General features: G+C 66.1%; 17 protein-coding genes. 11 read left to right on the top strand and 6 right to left on the bottom strand.

Going from position 1 to position 19,797, the window contains the following annotated elements; all coding sequences use genetic code 11:
• The first annotated feature begins 182 nt into the window (after positions 1-182).
• From HTA01S_RS06400 to fdhA, 11 genes are all read left to right on the top strand, one after another.
• Positions 183-716 (top strand): DUF5943 domain-containing protein, encoded by a 534-nt coding sequence (locus tag HTA01S_RS06400; protein WP_068167953.1) that lies wholly within the window; start codon positions 183-185, stop codon positions 714-716.
• Positions 717-726: 10 nt separating this feature from the next.
• Positions 727-2,787 carry an NADH:flavin oxidoreductase gene (locus HTA01S_RS06405; protein WP_068167957.1) on the top strand — a complete coding sequence of 687 codons (2,061 nt, stop codon included), beginning with the start codon at positions 727-729 and terminating at the stop codon, positions 2,785-2,787.
• Positions 2,788-2,930: 143 nt separating this feature from the next.
• Positions 2,931-4,817: a (Fe-S)-binding protein gene (locus tag HTA01S_RS06410; protein WP_068167960.1), complete on the top strand. Its 1,887-nt coding sequence runs from the start codon at positions 2,931-2,933 to the stop codon at positions 4,815-4,817.
• Positions 4,814-5,917: an electron transfer flavoprotein subunit alpha/FixB family protein gene (locus HTA01S_RS06415; protein ID WP_068167964.1), complete on the top strand. Its 1,104-nt coding sequence runs from the start codon at positions 4,814-4,816 to the stop codon at positions 5,915-5,917. Before HTA01S_RS06410 ends, HTA01S_RS06415 begins: the two co-directional genes overlap by 4 nt.
• A complete protein-coding gene (locus HTA01S_RS06420; RefSeq protein WP_068167968.1) occupies positions 5,914-6,723 on the top strand; it encodes an adenine nucleotide alpha hydrolase family protein in 810 nt (269 codons plus the stop codon). The genes HTA01S_RS06415 and HTA01S_RS06420 overlap by 4 nt, the downstream gene beginning before the upstream one ends.
• A gap of 12 nt (positions 6,724-6,735) precedes the next feature.
• Positions 6,736-7,992 (top strand): aromatic ring-hydroxylating oxygenase subunit alpha, encoded by a 1,257-nt coding sequence (locus tag HTA01S_RS06425; protein WP_068167970.1) that lies wholly within the window; start codon positions 6,736-6,738, stop codon positions 7,990-7,992.
• Positions 7,993-8,028: 36 nt separating this feature from the next.
• Complete coding sequence (locus HTA01S_RS06430) at positions 8,029-9,120, top strand: 2Fe-2S iron-sulfur cluster-binding protein (protein ID WP_068167975.1); 1,092 nt, start codon at positions 8,029-8,031, stop codon at positions 9,118-9,120.
• 194 nt (positions 9,121-9,314) lie between these two features.
• Positions 9,315-10,352, top strand: coding sequence for a quaternary amine ABC transporter ATP-binding protein (locus HTA01S_RS06435; RefSeq protein WP_068167978.1), 1,038 nt, complete (start codon positions 9,315-9,317; stop codon positions 10,350-10,352).
• Positions 10,345-11,217 carry an ABC transporter permease gene (locus HTA01S_RS06440; RefSeq protein WP_068167980.1) on the top strand — a complete coding sequence of 291 codons (873 nt, stop codon included), beginning with the start codon at positions 10,345-10,347 and terminating at the stop codon, positions 11,215-11,217. The genes HTA01S_RS06435 and HTA01S_RS06440 overlap by 8 nt, the downstream gene beginning before the upstream one ends.
• Before the next feature lie 19 nt (positions 11,218-11,236).
• The gene (locus tag HTA01S_RS06445) at positions 11,237-12,307 is read left to right on the top strand and encodes a GlxA family transcriptional regulator (RefSeq protein ID WP_084235899.1); all 1,071 of its coding nucleotides are present in this window, start codon (positions 11,237-11,239) and stop codon (positions 12,305-12,307) included.
• 190 nt (positions 12,308-12,497) lie between these two features.
• Positions 12,498-13,700, top strand: coding sequence for a formaldehyde dehydrogenase, glutathione-independent (gene fdhA / locus HTA01S_RS06450; protein ID WP_068167987.1), 1,203 nt, complete (start codon positions 12,498-12,500; stop codon positions 13,698-13,700).
• Positions 13,701-13,878: 178 nt separating this feature from the next.
• Here the strand turns inward: fdhA and HTA01S_RS06455 are convergent, their stop codons facing one another.
• The 6 genes from HTA01S_RS06455 to HTA01S_RS06480 form a co-directional block, all read right to left on the bottom strand.
• Complete coding sequence (locus HTA01S_RS06455; protein ID WP_169804747.1) at positions 13,879-14,631, bottom strand: transglutaminase-like domain-containing protein; 753 nt, start codon at positions 14,629-14,631, stop codon at positions 13,879-13,881.
• 146 nt (positions 14,632-14,777) lie between these two features.
• On the bottom strand, positions 14,778-15,734 hold the full coding sequence (locus HTA01S_RS06460) for a rhodanese-like domain-containing protein (RefSeq protein WP_068167993.1): 957 nt from the start codon (positions 15,732-15,734) through the stop codon (positions 14,778-14,780).
• Between the two features lies 1 nt (position 15,735).
• A complete protein-coding gene (locus HTA01S_RS06465; protein ID WP_157571985.1) occupies positions 15,736-16,230 on the bottom strand; it encodes a type II secretion system protein in 495 nt (164 codons plus the stop codon).
• 68 nt (positions 16,231-16,298) lie between these two features.
• Complete coding sequence (locus HTA01S_RS06470) at positions 16,299-16,733, bottom strand: type II secretion system protein (RefSeq protein WP_407656095.1); 435 nt, start codon at positions 16,731-16,733, stop codon at positions 16,299-16,301.
• A 37-nt stretch (positions 16,734-16,770) separates the two neighbouring features.
• Positions 16,771-17,262: a type II secretion system protein gene (locus HTA01S_RS06475; RefSeq protein ID WP_068168000.1), complete on the bottom strand. Its 492-nt coding sequence runs from the start codon at positions 17,260-17,262 to the stop codon at positions 16,771-16,773.
• Positions 17,262-19,787 carry a secretin N-terminal domain-containing protein gene (locus tag HTA01S_RS06480; protein ID WP_068168001.1) on the bottom strand — a complete coding sequence of 842 codons (2,526 nt, stop codon included), beginning with the start codon at positions 19,785-19,787 and terminating at the stop codon, positions 17,262-17,264. The genes HTA01S_RS06475 and HTA01S_RS06480 overlap by 1 nt, the downstream gene beginning before the upstream one ends.
• Positions 19,788-19,797: the final 10 nt, after the last annotated feature.

Genomic DNA, 19,797 nt, shown 5'->3' on the forward strand with positions numbered 1-19,797 from the left:
ACACCCCCTGCGCCGCTGCGCGGCTTCCCCCTCGCGGGCGCCTTCGGCTTGGAGGGGGACGCACCCAGTGGCCGGGCCAAGCCCGTTCCACGGGTGCACTGAACTGGACCCTTTCACACGTCGCGGGTCACGCGCCCGCGTGGCGAAGTGATTTCGTCATCCGTCATTTCAAGAGCCCCACGATGAATCCCCAACTCCCCATCGACGTCGACGCGCAGACCGGCATCTGGACCACCGACGGTCTGCCGATGATCTATGTGCCCCGGCATTTCTTCGTCAACAACCACGTGGAAACCGAGGCCGTGGTGGGGCGCGAGATCTACGCCCCCGCGCTCTACAAGGCGGGCCACCGCTCGGCCTGGTTCTGGTGCCAGAAAGAGGCCGCCACCCACGGGCTGAGCGGCATGGCGGTGTACGAGCACTACCTCAAGCGCCTGTCGCAACGCGGCTGGGGCCTGTTCTCCTTCATCGAGGCCGACGCCACCACGGGCCACGCCCGCATCCGGCTGGAGCACTCGGTGTTCGTGCTGGCGCAGGGCATCGCCGGCGTGCCCGTGGACCACAGCAAGGTCTGCTACCTGTTCGCCGGCTGGTTCTCGGGCGCGATGGACTGGGTGCTGGACACCAGCGGCTCGGCGCTGCGCACCACCAGCGCGGAAACGCAATGTGCGGCGGAAGGCCACGGTCACTGCGAATTCACCGTCAGCCCCCTCTGAGAGAGCCACCATGCGTTACCCGCACCTGTTTGAACCGCTGCGCCTGAACCAGGTGCTGCTGCGCAACCGCATCGTGAGCACGGCGCACGCCGAGGTGTACGCCGAAGGCGGCCACCCGACCGAGCGCTACATCCGCTACTACGAAGAGAAGGCCAAGGGTGGCGTGGGCCTGGCCATCTGCGGCGGCTCCAGCCCGGTCTCGCGCGACAGCCCCTGGTCGTGGTGGAGCTCGGTCAACCTGGCCACCAACAGCGTGATCCAGCCCCTGGCCAACCTGGCCGAGACCATGCACAAACACGGCGCCAAGCTGATGATCCAGGCGACCCACATGGGCCGGCGCAACGCCTGGCACGGCTTCGACTGGCCGCACCTGGTCAGCCCCTCGGGCATCCGCGAGCCGGTGCACCGCGGCAACGCCAAGATGATCGAGATCGAGGAGATCCGCCGCATCGTGGCCGACTACGGCCGCGCCGCCAGACGCGTGAAGGACGCCGGCCTGGACGGCATCGAGATCTCCGCCGCGCACCAGCAGCTGATCGACCAGTTCTGGAGCCCGCGCGTCAACCACCGCAGCGACGAGTACGGCGGCAGCCTGGAAAACCGCCTGCGCTTCGGCATGGAGGTGCTGCAGGCCGTGCGCGAGCAGGTGGGGGCCGATTTCTGCGTGGGCATGCGTATGTGCGGCGACGAATTCCACGAAGACGGCATCAGCCACGAGATGGCCAAGGAGATCGCCCAGGCGATGTCCGAGAGCGGCCTGATCGACTTCCTGAGCGTGGTGGGCTCGGGTGCCGACACCCACAACACCCTGGCCAACTGCATGCCGCCCATGGCCCTGCCGCCCGAGCCCTTCGTGCACCTGGCGGCCGGCATCAAGTCGGTCTCCAAAGTGCCGGTGATGCACGCGCAGAGCATCCGCGATGCGTCGCAGGCCGAGCGCATCCTGGCCACCGGCATGGTGGACCTGGTGGGTATGACGCGCGCGCAGATCGCCGACCCGCACATGGTCATCAAGATCCGCGACGGCCGCGAAGATCAGATCAAGCAGTGCGTCGGTGCCAACTACTGCATCGACCGCCAGTACAACGGCCTGGATGTTCTGTGCGTGCAGAACGCCGCGACCAGCCGCGAACAGACCATGCCCCACGTGATCGAAAAGACCACGGGCATGCGCCGCAAGGTCGTGGTCGTCGGCGCCGGCCCGGCGGGCCTCGAAGCCGCCCGCGTGGCCCGCGAGCGCGGGCACGACGTGGTGCTGTTCGAGAAGCACAACGCCGTGGGCGGCCAGGTGAACCTGGCGGCCAAGCCGCCCAAGCGCGAACAGATGGCCGGCATCATCCGCTGGTTCGACATGGAGACGGTGCGCCTGGGGGTGGATCGGCGCCTGGGCGTGGCGGCCACGGCCGAGATGATCCGCGCCGAGCAGCCGGACATCGTGGTGCTGGCCACGGGCGGCACGCCGCACACGGGCCAGACCCCGGCCTGGGGCGCGGACCAAGGCCTGTGCGTCAGCGGCTGGGACATCCTCTCGGGCACGGTGGCTCCGGCCGAGAACGTGCTGGTCTACGACAGTATCAGCACGCACGCGGGCACCGGCGTGGCCGACTTCATCGCCGCGCGCGGCAAGCTGGTGGAGATCGTGACGCCCGACGTGAAGGTGGCCGACGACACCGGCGGCACCACCTTCCCGATCTTCTACCGCCAGCTCTACGCCAACGGCGTGATCCAGACCCCCAACTTCTGGCTGGAGCGGGTGTACCGCGAGGGCGACAAGCTGATCGCCGTGCTCAAGAACGAGTACACCGAGGCGCTGGAGGAGCGCGCGGTCGATCAGGTGGTGATCGAGAACGGCATCCTGCCCAACGACGGCCTGTACCACCAGTTGAAACCCCTGTCGCTGAACAAGGGGCAGACCGACATCGACGCCCTGTTCGATGCACAGCCGCAACCCGCGCTGGGCCTGAACACCGACGGCGACCAGTTCCTGCTCTACCGCGTCGGCGACTGCGTGTCGATGCACAACATCCACGCCGCGATCTACGACTCGCTGCGCCTCTGTAAGGATTTTTGAGATGAAGCACCCCCTGCGCCGCTTCGCGTCTCCCCCCTCCAGAGGGGCGGCACTGGCCGTCCGGCAAAGCCGGCCCGGCGGTGCCCTTGGGCTGGGTTCCTTCGTGCGTGGCGGATTGCGCGCCGGCGCCGTGGAGGCCTGAGATGTTGCTCCAGCATCTGGTGAGCGCCGTGTTCTGGCTGGCCGTCCTGGGCCTGGTCATCGGTCTGGCCCGGCGCGCGGCGATCTGGCGCGGCGGCCGTGCCGCGGTGGTGGACTTCGGCGGCCTGCTGCAGATCCCCAGGCGCTACTTCGTGGACCTGCACGATGTCGTGGCGCGCGAGCCCTTCGTGGCGCGGGCGCACGTCGGTGTCGCCGGGGGCACGCTGCTGGCCCTGTTCATCGTGGCGCTGAACTACGGCCTCGGGCTGTATTGGGCCGCGCTGGACGTGGTGCTGCTCATCGCCGGCTTGCTGGCCATCGTGGGCGCCGCTGCGATGGCCTGGCGCCGCCGCGCGGCACCGCCGCGCCTGTCGCAGGGGGCCTGGAAACGCCTGCCCTATTCCCTGCTGGCCTTCGCCGCCGCCGCGACCCTGGTCGGCGCGGTGGCCCTCACCGGCACCGCCCTCGCGCCCTGGCTCGCGGGCCTGATCAGCCTGGCCTTCGCCGCCGGCGTCGCCGAGCTGGCGCTGGGCATCGGGCTGGGCGGCCCCATGAAGCACGCCGTGGCTGGCCTGCTGCACCTGGGGCTGCACCCCCGCCCCGAGCGTTTCGGCGACCAGCGCTTCGCCACGGCCCTGAAACCGCTGAAGCTGACCCCCGAGGACATGGGCGTGGGCCAACCGGCCGACTTCGCCTGGAACAAGCTGCTGTCCTTCGACGCCTGCGTGCAGTGCGGCAAGTGCGAAGCGGCCTGCCCCGCGTTCGCCGCCGGCCAGCCCCTGAACCCCAAGAAGCTGATCCAGGACCTGGTGGTCGGCATGAGCGGCCGCACGGACGCCGCCTACGCCGGCAGCCCCTACCCCGGCCAGCCCGTGGGCCAGCACGGCGGCGCGCCCCATCGGCCCATCGTCAACGGCCTGATCAACGCCGACACGCTGTGGTCCTGCACCACCTGCCGCGCCTGTGTGCAGGAATGCCCGATGCTGATCGAACACGTGGACGCCGTCGTGGACATGCGCCGCCACATCACCCTGGTGCGGGGCGAGGTGCCGAACAAGGGCATGGAAGCGCTGGAACAGCTGCGCGATACCGACACCGTGGGTGGTTTCCCGCTCAGCGCTCGCCACCACTGGGCCGCCGACCTGAACGTGCCGGTGCTGACCGCCGGCGAGCACACCGACTGGCTGGTGCTGGTGGGCGAAGGCGGCTTTGACATGCGCTACCAGCGCAGCCTGCGGGCCTTCGTCAAGACGCTGCAGAAGGCCGGCCTGAAGATCGCCCTGCTCGGGGCGGCGGAGACCGACTGCGGCGACCTGGCACGACGGCTGGGCGACGAAGCGGGTTTCCAGCGGCTCTCGCGCCAGCTGATCGCCACCCTGAAGGCGCGCAGCTTCCAGCACATCGTCACGCCCGACCCGCACATCTTCCATGTGCTGAAGAACGAATACCCCGCCATGGGGGGCAGCTACGACGTCTGGCACCACACCCAGCTGCTGGCCGACCTGCTGGCCAAGGGCGCCATCACGCCCACCAAGGCGCCCGGCCAGGACGTGGTGACCTACCACGACCCGTGTTACCTCGGTCGTTACGGCCGCGAGGTGGATGCCCCGCGCCAGCTGCTCAAAGGCATCGGCATCCGGGTCGTCGAGATGGAGCGCCACGCCGAGCGCGGCCGCTGCTGCGGTGGCGGTGGTGGCGCGCCGTTCACCGACATCCCGGGCGAGACACGCATCCCCGACATCCGCATCGCCGACGCCCGGCAGACCGGCGCCACCGTGGTGGCCGTGGCCTGCCCCAACTGCACCGCCATGCTCGAAGGCGTGGTCGGCCCGCGCCCCGAGGTGCTGGACGTTGCCGAGCTCGTGGCCCGTGCACTGGAGGTCGCATGAGCACAAACACCACCGCATTGCGCCGCGTTGATCCGCGCCGCCCAGCCATCATCACGCCGCAAGGCCTGCGCCGCATCGTCCTGGGCAGCAGTGAGGGCGAACGCCTGGCCACCAGCGCCGCGCATGCGCCGCTGGCCAAGCCGGTTCGCAGCGCCGGCCCCTTCAGCGAGATCACCCTGGTGGTGACTCACTCGGACCGGGGCGCGCTGACCGATCTGGCGCACCAGGCGATTGCGGCCGCGGCCATCCTGGCGGCACCCCACACCGAGGTGGTACTGGCGGTGCTGGGCCCTTGCCACGACGACGTCGCGGCCCTGGGCGTGGACCGCGCCGTGGTCGCCGACGGGTTTGACGCCGAGCGCTACCAGCCCGGCGCCTGCGTGCAGTGGTTGCAGGACCTCTCGGCCCGCCTGGCACCACGGCGCTGGTTCTTTGCCGAGCGCGGCGCCGATGGCCAGCTGGGCCGCCGGTTCGCGGCCCAGGCCGGCCTGCGCTGCGCCTGCGGGGTCGCGGAGCTGGACGCCGACAGCCTGCGCATCCCGGCGGGCACGGGCCAGGACCGGCGGCTGCCGCACACCGACGTGATGCTGCTGGCCAAGGGCGTGGCCAGCACCGCGCTGCCCTTCGTGGGACAGGGTGTGCGCGCCGAGGCGCCCCGCTGGCCCGTGGTGAACGAGCGCGGCGTCGAAGACCTGGGCGTGGTGACCGGCGATCCCGCCACGATGGCCCTGGAGGAAGCGGACTTCATCCTCGCCGCCGGCAATGGCGTGAACGACCTGCCGCTGTTCCACACGCTGGCCCAGGAAGTCGGGGCCGCGGTCGGCGCGTCCCGCGTGGCCGTGGACGACGGCCGATTCGTACGCGCCCAGCAGATCGGCGCCACGGGCAAGACGGTCACCGCGTCGGGCTACCTCGCCCTCGGGATCTCGGGCGCCGTGCAACACCTGCAGGGCATCAAGGACTGCCGCCACGTGATCGCGGTGAACCTGGACGCGTCCGCGCCCATCACGCGCCGCGCAAACCTGACGGTGATCGAAGACAGCCGGTCCCTGATGCAGGCCCTGCTCGAACTGGTGCGACAGCACAAGGAGGCCCCATGAGCACAGCACCGGACCGTTCCCACAGCAGCCCGCAGGGCGACGGTACGCCCGTGAACAAGATCACGGTACTGGTCGCTGCGCGCGAGCACCCCGTCAGCGGCCGGCCCGTGCGCAGCCGGGCCGACGCCATCGCGGCGTCGCTGGCCCTGGGCCTGTCGGACCAGGCCCGGCTGCTCTCGGTTGGCACCCTGCCGGACAGCGTGGCGCGCGACTACCTGGCCCTGGGCGCCGCACGCGTCGAGGTGCTGGAGTGCGCAGCCCCCACCGACCTCACGACCGCCTTGAAGTCCGAGCTGCGGTCCGTGGCCTGGGTGCTGACCGGCACCCGCCAGGCGCCCGAACACGGCGAAGGGTTTCTGCCCTTTGCGCTGGGCGCGGCACTGGACCGGCCCGTGATCACCGACGTGCTGTCGGTCCAGCCCGAAGGGGGTGTCTGGATCGTGACCCAGGCCCTGCCCAGGGGCGCCCGGCGAAAGCTCCGCGTGCACCCGCCGGCCGTGCTGGCGGTGAGCGCCGCCGCGCCGCAGCCGCTGCGCCATTCCCTGGCCAGCGCGTTGGCCGGGCACATCACGCGCCAGCCCCTCTCTGCCGCGAACACCACCGCGTTCGCAGAAGGCCCGCTCGTGCCAGGCCCCAAGCGCCGAAAAGTGCTGGAAGCCCGCAGCCAGAAAAGTGGGCATGCCCGGATGCTGGGCGCCATCGAATCGACGTCGACCGGCGGCACGGTGCTGCAGACCGGCGACACGCGCAGCAAGGCACAGGCGGTGCTGGACTACCTGCGAACCCATTCTCTCGTTCACTTCTGAAGGGACACCCTCATGACAAGAACCATCTCTGCTCAGACACTGCTCACCCGCGAGTTGCTGGAACGCCGCCGCCCGGGTTACAGCCTGGAAGCCCCCTTCTACCTCAGCGACACGGTGCTGCAGGCCGACATGGAACACATCTTCGGCAAGCACTGGCTGTTCGTCGCCGTCGAACCGCAGATCCCCGAGCCCGGCGACTACGTCGCCATTGAATTCGGCAGCAAGTCCATCCTCATCGTGCGCGACGACGACATGGGGGTGCGGGCCTTCCACAACGTCTGCCGGCACCGGGGTTCACGGCTGTGCGAGAGCCACCAGGGCCAGCTGGGCAACATCGTCTGCCCCTACCACCAGTGGACCTACGACCTCACCGGCAAGCTGATCCACGCCAAGCACATGGGCGCCGACTTCGACCCCTCGGAAATGGGCCTCAAGACCGTGCACGTGCGCACCCTGTCGGGCCTGATCTTCATCTGCCTGGCCGACGATCCCCCGGAAGACTTCGAGCAGATGGCGGCGGAGATGACGCCCTACCTGGCACCACACCGCCTGCAGGACTGCAAGGTGGCGGCGCAGGTGGACATCATCGAGGACTGCAACTGGAAGCTCACGATGGAGAACAACCGCGAGTGCTACCACTGCGTGGCCAACCACCCCGAGCTGACCATCTCGCTCTACGAGTTCGGTTTCGGCTACCAGCCCAGCGCAGAGAACGCCGCCGAGCAGCAGCGCTTCATCGACATCACCAACGCCGCGTGCGAACGCTGGGAAAGCATGGGCCTGCCCTCGGCCGAAATCGAACGGCTGGACGACCGCATCACCGGTTACCGCACACAGCGCCTGCCGATCGACCGCGCCGGCCAGTCGCAGACCATGAACACCGAAGTGGCGTCGAAGAAGCTGCTGGCCGACTTCACCGACCCCGCGCTGGGCGGGCTGTCCTTCTGGACCCAGCCCAACTCCTGGCACCACTTCATGAGCGACCACATCGTCAGCTTCTCGGTGCTGCCGATCTCGGCCACCAAGACCCTGGTGCGCACCACTTGGTGTGTGCACAAGGATGCGGTGGAAGGCGTGGACTACACGGTCGAGAACCTCACCGCCGTCTGGAACGCCACCAACGCGCAGGACCGCCGCCTGGTCGAAGAGTCCCAGATCGGCATTGCCACCGGCGCCTACCAGCCCGGCCCCTACTCCCCCTACACCGAAGGGCTGGTCGAGAAGTTCTGCAACTGGTACGTCAACCGCCTGAACGCCCACTCGCGTTGACCGCCCGATCACCCACCACGCGCCAGCATCCTCCCCATGGTCACCCCCTCCCACGCGCACGACCTTGCCGCGCCGCCCCCGGCGGTGTGGAACTCTGATCGGGACGACACCCTGCGTTGCGTACAGGTTCGACAGGAGACACACGACGTCAAGACCTTCGTGCTCTCGGCCAATGGTCCCCGCCACTTCCGCTACCTGCCGGGACAATTCATCACCCTCGAACTGGACATCGGCGGGCGCAAGGTCAACCGCTGCTACACGCTGTCGAGCACACCCACCCGCCCCGATCTGGTGAGCATCACCGTCAAGCGCGTGCCGGGTGGCCCGGTGTCCAACTGGTTGCACGACCACCTGTCCGTCGGCATGACCCTGGGCGCGATCGGTCCGTCGGGCGATTTCAGCTGCTTCCACCACGCACCCGCACCGCGTTACCTCTTCCTCTCGGGTGGCAGCGGCATCACACCGCTGATGTCGATGACGCGCGCGCTGCACGACCTCGGCAGCCAGGCCGACATCGTGTTCACCCATTGCGCCCGCTCGCCGGTCGACCTGATCTTCCCCGAAGAACTCACGCTGATGGCGCGCAACATGGCGAAGCTCCGGCTGGCCATGGTGTGCGAGCAGCATGCCCCGGGCAGCGCGTACGCCGGGCACCTCGGCCGCATGGACGCGGCGCGCCTGGCGCACATCGCGCCCGACTTCATGGCGCGCGACATCTACACCTGCGGCCCGGCACCGTTCATGGCCGCGATCCGTCAGCTCCTGTCGGTCGCGGGTTACGACATGGCGCGCTACCGGGAAGAGAGTTTCTCGTTTGCCGCGCCAGCCTTGCCCGAACCGGCCCCTCAGGCCGAGGGCACGTCGGCTGTGCACAACATCGTGCTGCAGACCAGCGGCCAGACCTTCTCGTGCCGCAGCGATCAGACGCTGCTGCAAGCGGCCCAGGCGGCGGGCCTGCGTCTGCCCTCCTCCTGCAGCAACGGCGTGTGCGGCACCTGCAAGACACGCAAGAAGTCCGGTGAAGTCGAGATGAAACACAACGGCGGCATCCGGCCACGCGAGGTCGATCAGGGCTGGATCCTGCCCTGCTGCAGCAAGCCGCTCAGCGATGTCGCACTGGAACGGTGAGTGCGGAACATGCATGCACGGTTTCAGTCACCCCGAACCTCCGCGACACCGCCGAGACCGTGCACCGACGCGTCACTGGGGCTTGTCCCATACCCGAAACCCCCGACTTGACAGAGGATCGGTGGCCACGTCGATGGCATGCAGCTTGCTCATAAAAAAAACAGTTCCCGACAGAAGACAACCAGAGGCCCACGATGCAACAACCCAAAGTCAGCGTTCGAAGTCTGTACAAGATCTTCGGCAACAACATTGCAGAAGCACAGAAGCTGCTGGCCCAGGGGCTCAGCAAAGACGAAGTGTTTTCGAAGACCGGCCATGTGGTCGGTGTGAACAACGTCAGCTTTGACGTGGCGCCCGGCGATATCTATGTGCTGATGGGGCTGTCGGGTTCGGGCAAGTCCACCCTGATCCGGCTCATCAACCGCCTGGTCGAGCCCTCGTCCGGCTCCATCAACATCGACGGTGAAGACATCGCTGCCTTGCCGCCACACGCGCTGGTCAAGTGGCGGCGCCGACGGGTCGCGATGGTGTTTCAATCGTTCGCCCTGATGCCGCACCGCAGCGTGCTGGACAACGCGGCCTTCGGTCTTGAGATGGCGGGCACCCCACGCAAGGCGCGCGAGGAACGCGCGATGGCCGTGCTGAGCCAGGTCGGCTTGCAGACCTATGCAGGCAAGTACCCGGCACAGCTTTCGGGCGGCATGCAGCAACGGGTGGGGCTGGCCCGGGCGCTGGCGGTGGACCCGGACATCCTGCTGATGGACGAGGCCTTCTCGGCCCTCGATCCCCTCAAGCGTGTCGAGATGCAGTCCCTGATGCTGGACCTGCAACGCGAGCACCGGCGCACGGTCATTTTTGTGTCGCACGACCTCGAGGAGGCGCTTCGCATCGGGAGCCGGATCGGCATCATGGAAGGCGGCAATCTCGTGCAGGAGGGCACGGCCCACGAGATCATCACCCGGCCGGCCAACGACTACGTGCGCCGCTTCTTCAAGGGCGTGGACACCTCGCGCTACCTGACAGCCGGGGACCTGCTGGACCCTTCGCTGCAGGGTCACACGTTCAGCGACCACCACCGCATGTCCTCCCGGACACCCCTTCCCGAGGCCATGAAGATCGTGCTGGGCATCGAGCACCCGGTGGGCGTGTTCGACGAAACCAACCGCTTGCTGGGCGGCATTTCCGCCCGCAGCCTGCTCCAGAAAATCGCTCAAGAGGCCCGCCATGTCTGATCTGCTTTCACAGGTAACCCAGGCCTCCGAGAACATGCTGCCTCTCGGGCAATGGGTCAACGCCGGGGTGAAGCTGCTGCTGGACAACGGCGCCGCCCTGTTCGACGCCATCGGCCTCGTGGTCGAACAGTTCGCCCAATGGGTCGAGACCGCCATGCTGGCCATCCCCTTCTGGCTCGTGATCCTGGTCGCGGTGGGGGTCAGCGTCCGCAGGGTGAGCTGGCGGTTCGGCACGTTCGTGGCGCTGGCTCTGATGCTGATCGTCGTGACCGGGTTCTGGTTGCAGACCATGGTCACCCTGGCGCTCACGCTCTCGGCCACCTTCATCAGCCTGTTCTATGGCATCCCGCTGGGAATCTGGTGCTCGCGTGCGCCCCGCGTCAATGCGGTCGTGCGGCCCATGCTCGACTTCATGCAGACCATGCCGGCCTTTGTCTACCTGATACCGGCCGCCATGCTGTTCGGTCTGGGGCGCGTGCCCGGCATCCTGGCGACGGTGATCTTCGCCATGCCACCGGTGGTGCGCCTGACCAGCCTGGGCATCCGCCAGGTGAGTGCCGAGCAGGTGGAAGCCGGCAATGCCTTCGGTTGCACATCGACCCAGCTGCTGTTCAAGGTGCAGTTGCCGATTGCCCTGCCCACCATCATGGCCGGCGTCAACCAGACCATCATGATGGCGCTCTCGATGGTGATCATCGCCTCGATGGTCGGCGCCGGCGGTCTGGGCAACGACGTGCTCGCCAGCATCCAGCGGCTGGACATCGGCCTGGGTTTCGAGAGCGGGCTGGCCGTGGTGCTGCTGGCCATCATCCTGGACCGCATCACCGAAAGTTTCGGTGCCGGCCGCGAAAGCAACAAGGGCTGAACGCCCTCAGGAGCGCCCCATGACACGCCCCCCGCCTGAGCCCTTGTCACCCGGCGCCGTCCACCGGGAGCCCCCCTCCCCGGAAGGCTTTCACGTGGGGTTCGTCCTGCTCCAGGACTTCTCCATGATCGCGTTTGCCAACGCGGTCGAGACGCTGCGCATGGCCAACTACATCAGCCGGCGCACCCTGTACCGATGGACCGTCGTGGAACCCGAGAAGTCGCCACCCGTGGCGAGCAATGGATTGACCATTTCCCCGGTCGGCGGTGTGGAGGACCTGGCCACCTGCGACGCGGTGTTCGTCTGCGGGGGCCTCAACATCCGACAGGTCACCAATGAAGCCGTGCGCAGGCTGCTGCGCCAATGTGCCGCCAAGGGCGCCGTCATGGGTGCGCTGTGCACGGGCTCGTTTGCCCTGGCCAGCGCGGGTCTGCTGGACGGATACCGTTGTGCCATCCACTGGGAGAACCTGGCGGCGATCAGCGAAGAGTTCCCCAAGGTCCGGTTCACGCCGGAGGTCTTCATCTTTGATCGCGACCGCATCACCTGCTCGGGCGGCACCGCGCCGCTGCACCTGATGCTGCATCTGATCCGCGGACACCATGACGCCAAGCTGGTGATGGCGATCTCCGAGCAGTTCATCGTGGAGCGGCTGCGCGCCAGCAGCGACCGCCAGCGCATCCCGCAACCCGAGTGCATCGGCCCGGGCTATCAGCACCTGACCGAAGCCGCGGAGATCATGGCGGCGAACATCGAAGAGCCTTTGTCGCTGATCGATCTGGCCGGCCTGGTCGGGCTGTCGCTGCGGCAGCTCGAGCGCCTGTTCAATCGCTACTTCAGCATGAACCCGGCCCAGTACTACCTGAACCTTCGCCTGCGCCGCGCCCAGGAATTGCTGACGCACACCAGCCTGCCGATCATGCAGGTCACGGTGGCGTGCGGCTTTCAGTCGTCCTCGCATTTCTGCAAGGCCTATCGCTGCCTGTTCGGCCATGCGCCCAGCGACGAACGCCGGCGTCAGGCGGCCGAGGCAGGCACGGGACGCGCACCCCAGGACAGACGCCCACCCGAACTGGTCCGGGCGGCGTGACACTCGGGCGGGCGCCTGGGCCCTCCCTTGCCGACACAACACAATTTGGCGTCGCACGGGATCAATTCCTCCCTCTCCGATCTGTGACAGTTCCCCACGGGTCATCCCCACGCGCCGCGTGGATGGCCCGAGGGTGGCAGCAACCGCTGGCCACCCAACGTGGAACAACCAACCAACAGAGGAGACAGCCATGTCAGACAACCGAGGCGTCGTGTATCTGGGCCAGGGTCAGGTCGAAGTCCAGTCCATCCCTTTCCCCAAACTGCTGAGCCCGCTGGGGCGAACCGCCGAACACGGCGTGATCCTGAAGGTGCTCACCACCAACATCTGTGGCTCGGACCAGCACATGGTGCGTGGCCGCACCACGGCAACGACCGGGCTCGTGCTGGGTCATGAAATCACGGGCGAGGTGCTCGAAGTCGGTCGCGATGTGGAGACGCTCCAGCGCGGCGACATCGTGTCGGTGCCGTTCAACGTGGCCTGCGGACGCTGCCGCACCTGCAAGGAACAACACACCGGTGTCTGCCTGAGTGTGAATCCGTCTCGCGCCGGCGGCGCCTACGGCTATGTCGACATGGGCGGCTGGATCGGCGGGCAGGCCGAGTACGTGATGGTGCCCTACGCAGACTTCAACCTGCTGAAGTTCCCCGATCGCGAACAGGCGTTCGAGAAGATCCGTGACCTGACCTGCCTCTCCGACATCCTTCCCACGGGCTACCACGGCGCCGTGACGGCCGGGGTCGGCACCGGCAGCACCGTGTACGTGGCCGGTGCCGGACCCGTGGGCCTCGCTGCGGCGGCATCCGCACGCCTTCTGGGCGCGGCCGTGGTGATCGTCGGCGATGTCAATCCCGCGCGCCTGGTCCATGCGCGCCATGTGGGTTTCGAGACGGTGGACCTGTCCCGGGACGCCACGCTCGGTGAACAGATTGCCCAGATTCTGGGAACACCGGAGGTGGACTGCGCCATCGACGCCGTGGGTTTTGAGGCGCGCGGCCATGGCCATGCCGGGTCGCAGGAGGATGCCCCTGCCACGGTGCTCAACGCTCTGATGGAAGTCACGCGGGCCGCGGGCAAGATCGGCATTCCCGGCTTGTACGTCACGGAGGACCCTGGCGCCACCGACAAGGCAGCGAAACAAGGTTCACTGAGCATCCGCCTGGGCCTCGGCTGGGCCAAGTCGCACAGCTTTTTCACCGGACAGACGCCGGTCATGAAGTACAACCGCGCACTGATGCAAGCGATTCTGTGGGACCGGATCCACATCGCCGACATCGTGGGCGTCGAGGTGATTTCTCTCAACAACGCGCCCAAGGGCTATGCGGCATTCGACGCCGGCGCGCCGAAGAAGTTTGTCATCGATCCCCATGACCAGCTGAAGCTGGCCGCCTGATCCTCACCAGGCCAGGCTCCCCACCGTCGGTGCCCCGCCATGGTGGGGAACCTCGAAGCCGGAAATCGCCGTCATCTGAAATCGGATGCATCAACCCACGCCGCGGCGGGTGTTGTGCAGAGCTTCGTTGGCAACAAGGGTGGCGACTGACTTTAGGGTCTTTACCCATGGCATGCGATCAGACCGTGACCTCCACATCGCCCGCCACCTTGTACCGGTGCGCCGATCCCATGTCATTCGTGACCTGATCGCGGTAGACCTCGAATGGGACGTACTGCTTGTGTGATGGCATCCATTGCCCTTTTTGGGCATCCAGAATGCGCCAGCCCCCGTCCAGCAGCACCTCGGCCCAGTTGTGATAGTCCACGGCGCGCAGCAGGGCGTCGCGATCCACCACATATCCCCCCAGCATGCGTGCCGGGATGCCATTGGCTCTTGAAAGCGCGACCACCAACGCGGCGTACTCGGTGCAATCTCCCGTCTTCGTGCGCAGCGCATGCAGGGCCCCCCGATCCTGGGGCACGTAGCCTTCGTAGGTCATTTCTTCTTTGACCCATTGGTAAATGGATCGCAGGGTTTCCATCTCCGTGGACCTGCGCAACCGATTGCCCAGCGTCAGGATTTCGGGGGCGTCGGATTCGACGAACAGCCCTGGTCGCAACCATCGGTGTGGATCGTCGGAGGCATGAGCACACGGGATCTCGCTCTGCCTGACAAGCACCGAGATGCCGACCGTTTGGCTTCCATACGCGGGAAAACGATCGAAACGCAGCGAGAGCACCTGATGACCCCAGGCGTCCATCGTCATCTGATGTTCCACAGATGCCGTCACCTGGGACAGCGTCTGCCCCGAATCCGTCATGGGCAGATAGCACCAGAAGCGCTGGTCACGCAACTCGCGAGGAAGCGGGTTGTGGAACAGCACCTGCATTCGCAAGCGCCGGTCCTGCGTCAAGCCATCCCCCGCCCGGTCGGATGGGCAACTGGAAGCCACCGCAGCCAGCAAAGGGCCACCGTGAAGCACACCGGCCCCCGCCGCTGCGGTCAACAGAAGCGCGCGCCGACTCTGCGACATGTTCAACCGAGACAGGCGGTCTTCTTGGGACCGCGTTCATGGGATTTCCACACCGCGTTCTGCTTCGCGATTTCTCGCGTGTAGTCCGCATAGGAACCCGGGTAGATTAGCAGTGGTGTGGGGCTCACGGCCTTCTGCAGCTTGAGCAAGGCTTCGTCACCCAGCTCCTTGGACGTCAACAAGACGACCGCCATCGGCGTCCTGGGGGTCTTCTTGTCCACAGAGACGTAGGCTGAAAGCGCTTTTTTCAGATCCTGCTCATGGACTGCCGGCAACGGCCGCACATGCCGCATGTCCTTGAGAAATTCGGACCGATCGGCACCGGCCAACACCAACACCTGTGGCTGCCTGCCGAGGTACCAGGCCTCAGGAGCGGTCAGTCTGACCAGGTCGCTCAATCGGTCGGCCACGCCACGCAAGCTGGCCCCGTCTCTCACCAAGCCCAGCGCGCCCCCCTGCATGACCACCACATGCCGGTACCCCTTCCGCTTGAGCCTGCCGCACACCATGGCCAGTTGCAGGTCATCGGTGCCTCCACCCATCAGGACAACGTTTTTGTCACGCCAGTACGGCTTGGCCAGCAGCTCGGCCTCGTTGGACGAGATGGCGCCCTCGACGTGAAACTGTTCGTACTTCGCGCGCGAACGCAGATCGAACAAGACGGACGTTGATGGATGCCACTCCGCCTGCACGTCAGCAGGGGAGCGAACACAACCCAGATCCGCTTCGGAGGCCACCTCTCCCGACGCCAGCAGTGCAGCCGTCTCCGGCGCGTCTCTTCGGCACATGGAACCGGCCCTCGGCAACTCCTTGAGAACCTTGGGCAGCTCACTCGGCGAGAGAGCTTGTGCATCGGCCAGGGACGCGAAGGTCACGATGACGATCGACAGGAGCAGCTGTCGAAACTCACGTGGCCAGAGTCGATCGGTAGAAACGCTCAACATCGGTGGATGGGTCATATCACTTGGCAACTGGCGGTGGGTCCATGGGATCGGCGTTCTCGCCATCCTTCTGTCTTTCCGGGGGGACGGCCTCCGGCACGGAAGGATCAACGAACAACCATTCTGCATAGTTGGACTTGTCCGCGAGTGCCATCAGATCGGGATCGAATCCGTCTTTCTTGAGCACCGCGTCGGTGGACAAAGAGTGAACACCCACCACCCGGCCACCCTTCAGAACCAACCCCCATTCGGCTTTCCTCGTCATGGGATCGACAAAGATCTTGCGCAGGTGCCTGAGCTTGCCCGGCGATCTCGGGTCCAGCAACAGATCCTCCAGGGAAGCAGGGTATTCGCGCCGCCCACCGTCGGATCGAAACTCACGGTAGCGGCGGATCGCTTCCTGGAACTGTCGCCCGATGGCCATCAGCTCCTTTTCTCGCTCCCGCTTGGCAACCGTGCTGTAGACGTCGCTGGCCACGGACAGACCCAACCCCATCAAACCGACCAGCAGCAAGAGCCACAGATAGCTGAACCCGGATTGGGCCCGCCTCCCTCTGGACCCGTGGGGAACGGAACAAGGCATCACCATTCCGCGAACGCCGAACCGTCTTTGGCGACACCCTGCGCACCGCTGCTGACATCCGAAATGCCTTCGAACTCCGGGTCATCCACCGGAACGACCACCCAGGTCGTTGCGGAGTCTGTGATCGGATCCGGGGGGACGGCGCGGAGGTAACGCGCTTCGACCAGTTCGGCCAGCGACTCGGGATACCGCCCTTTGTCGCCGTGGAACCGGTCGATGCTGAGCCGCATGACCTTGAGGTCCTCCTTCAAGGCCACCTCCTTGGCGTGGTCGATGGACCCCATGTATCTCGGGGTCACGATTGTCAACAACAGCGCCACGATCGACAAAACGACCAGCAACTCGATCAACGTGAATCCGAGGCCCCTGCGCGCCCATCCACCACGCACGGTCCGTCGCCCGGCGCCACGAAGTTTTGGGTCCTGGTGGAACACAACCAGGAATCCGAATCTCGAATGCATCATTGAACCGTCACCACTCCCGATAGGGAACGCCATTGAGCCCCACCCTCTCGGATTTCGAATAGACATCGAACACGTCGTCACCCTCCTGCGGATCATCGGGCGGTGACTCATAACTTCTCAAGCCCCAGGTCTGCGCGGGTTCCTCGCTGGTTGTGGCCGCCATCGGGTCCCTTGGCAGGCGCCGCAGGAAATACAGCTTCCTGGCGGTGGGGCTGCGTTGGTCCGGAACACCCTCGACGAGAAGCTCAAGCGACTTGGGGTACCCGGACTCCCCGAGATGGACCGCGATCCTGCCCTGTTCCGTCGCACGCTTGTAGGCGTCCAGCGCCTCCCGTATCTCGGTCAACGCGGTCCGGAGTTCACGCTCCTTCTCCCGTTGTGCCGCGATCTGGGCGAAGGGGACGGCCACGGTCACGAGGATCGCCATGATGGCCAAGGTCACCATGAGCTCCACGAACGTGAAGCCGGCGTCGCCTCGAAGTCTTGGCAGCCGCGCCATTACGGTGTCACACGCACAGCCTGCGGCGGCGGCAAAACCATCGACACACCGGCCGGTTCCGGCGATGCCGACAGCACCTGCACCTTGGGTTCGGACGACGCCTTGATGGCCTTGAAGGTCACCACGACCACGCTGCCGTTGCCATTGATCCCGGGATCGCCCCCATTGGCACCCTGACGAACCAGGGACAGGAACAGCTTTCCTTGCGCCGGGTCGACCCGCTGATTGAACGTCGTGCGCGCGCCCCCCTGCCTGAAATAGTCCCCCTCCTTGACATGGGCCACCTGCAGGAGCAGGGGATCGAAGGCCAACAGGAGAGGCATGCCCTGCAAGGGTGTCTGGCTGCTCAACTGGAGCACCATGCTGAACTGCTCTCCCACCCGTATCTGAGCAGGAGCCTGCCAGGAGAGCTTGGGCCCATCACCCGCCACCGCGGGGCCATTCGATGCGGGTGGCTTTGTCAACGAGTTCCCCTTCGGTGCAACCGAAGCAGGAGTCGCCGAGGGCGCCGCTGACGCCGGTTGTGTGCCGCCCTGAACCTCGGGCCGCTCCGTCGCCGCTGTGCTGTCGCCTGCAACTGGTGCCGGCTCACGTGGAGCAATCGGCGACGGCGCCGTTGGTACGGCCTTTGGTGCGGTCGTAGGTGCTGCCTTGGGTGATGGCAAAGCGGGGTTCGCAGCCAGTGCCGGCGTGTCGGTGCCCCCGGCATCCACTGGTTCTGCAGCCCCCAACCGGAAATCGGCGGCGCCCACGTTGGATTCCGTTCCGCTCTCGAACTGTGCATCCAGAAGATCAGGGCGCTGAATGGAGCGGACGACGCGCGGGGTGATCGACAGAAGAATTTCGCTGCGCTGTGTATCGTCCTTCTGGCTTCCAAAGAGGCGGCCCGCCACGGGCAGCTCACCCAGGGCCGGAACCTTGTTGGCCGTGCTGCGATCCTCATCGCTGATCAGACCCGCCAGCACCTGGGTTTCCCCGTCCTTGAGCCGGAGGACCGTGTTGGCACCCCGCGTGCCGATCTGGTAGGACAGCGATCCGGCCGCACTGGTGATCTCCCGAACCAGGTTGGAGACTTCCAGATTGACCTTGATCGCCACCTCGTTGTCCAGATAGATGTTGGGTTCGACCTCCAGCTTCAGGCCCACGTCCACATAGCTCACGGACTCCGAAGCAAACCCGGTCGTGGTGGAGGTGGTGGTGATGACCGGCACGCGGTCGCCGATCTGTATCTTGGCCTTTTCCTTGTTCCGGACACGGATGCGCGGGTTGGCCAGGATCCGACCATCCTGGTCTTCTTTTCTGGCATTGACCAGTCCTTTGCCGACACCCACCTCGATGGTCGAAGGTCGAATGCGTGCGAGGTCCGTCAATCGCAGCGGCAGGTCGTCCACCAGAACCGGCGACAGCGACAACTGGCTCGGCCACTGGATCCCAAGCTCCAGCAGCCGCGAGCGCTTGACCTCCAGGATTTCCACATCCAGAACCACTTCCGGATCGCTCATGTCCTGCAGGGCCACGATGCGCTCGGCCATGCGAATGGCCTCCGGCGTGTCGCGCATGATGATGACCCCCAGCCGCTCATCGACCACCAGGTCCTTGGTCTTCACCAGCGTCTTGATCGAGGTGGACACCGCCTTGACGTCCGCGTTGGTCAGAAAGAACGTGCGCACCGACAGCGCCTGGTAGTCCTTGAGCTTTTGCGGCGTGTTGGGGTACACGAGAACCGAGTTCTCGTTCAGCACCTTCATCTCGAGCTGGTTGGTCAGCAGCATCATGCGAATCGCGTCTTCTATGGACGTGTTCTTGACCATGATCGTGGCCTTGAGATCGGGGCGGATGTCGCGGTCGTAGTAGAAGTTCAGACCCGACACCTTGGCCACCACATCGAACACGGCTCGCAAAGGGGCCTCTCGAAATTCCAGAGAGATCGGCTTTCGAAATGAAGCGGCCAGCACCGCGTCGGGTCGCTTGAGTTTGGCGCGCTGCTCATCGATGCGCGCCTTCAACGCCAGCGCATCGCGCTGCGCAGGGTTTTCGGCCAGCACCACCCGCACTTTCTCAAGCGCCCCGGCCAACGAACCGGGCGCCCCCTGTTTGAACAGCGCGTCTGCCTCCTGGACCATTTGCCTGTGTTGCCGTTCCTTCACCAGGCCATCAAGCCCCTGGCGGATCCGATCATTGCGGGGATCAAGGTTCTGGGCCCGGCGCAGCAGCTTCTCCGCCTCGCTGATCTGCCCACTTCGGGCCGCCGAGTCCGCGGAATCCAACAGGCGGTTCATCACGGATGTGCGGCTGTTGGCCAGGTGAATGCGGTACTCCGCATTCTTGGGCTCCAGCTGAACCGCCTCTTCCAGCTTGCGCAGCCCCTCCTCGGCTTTTCCTTCCGCCACCAAGGCCTTACCCTCTTTGAAGGAAGCCATGCCCGCGCAGGCCGTGAGCAGCAGTGCGATGGCACTCAGCGACAACACGAGGCCCCAACCGCGTTTGAGTTCGATGTGATTTGTTGGATTCGGAGACGCGATCATGTGAAGTGTT

Source organism: Hydrogenophaga taeniospiralis CCUG 15921, from assembly GCF_001592305.1.
Lineage (GTDB): Bacteria > Pseudomonadota > Gammaproteobacteria > Burkholderiales > Burkholderiaceae_C > Hydrogenophaga > Hydrogenophaga taeniospiralis.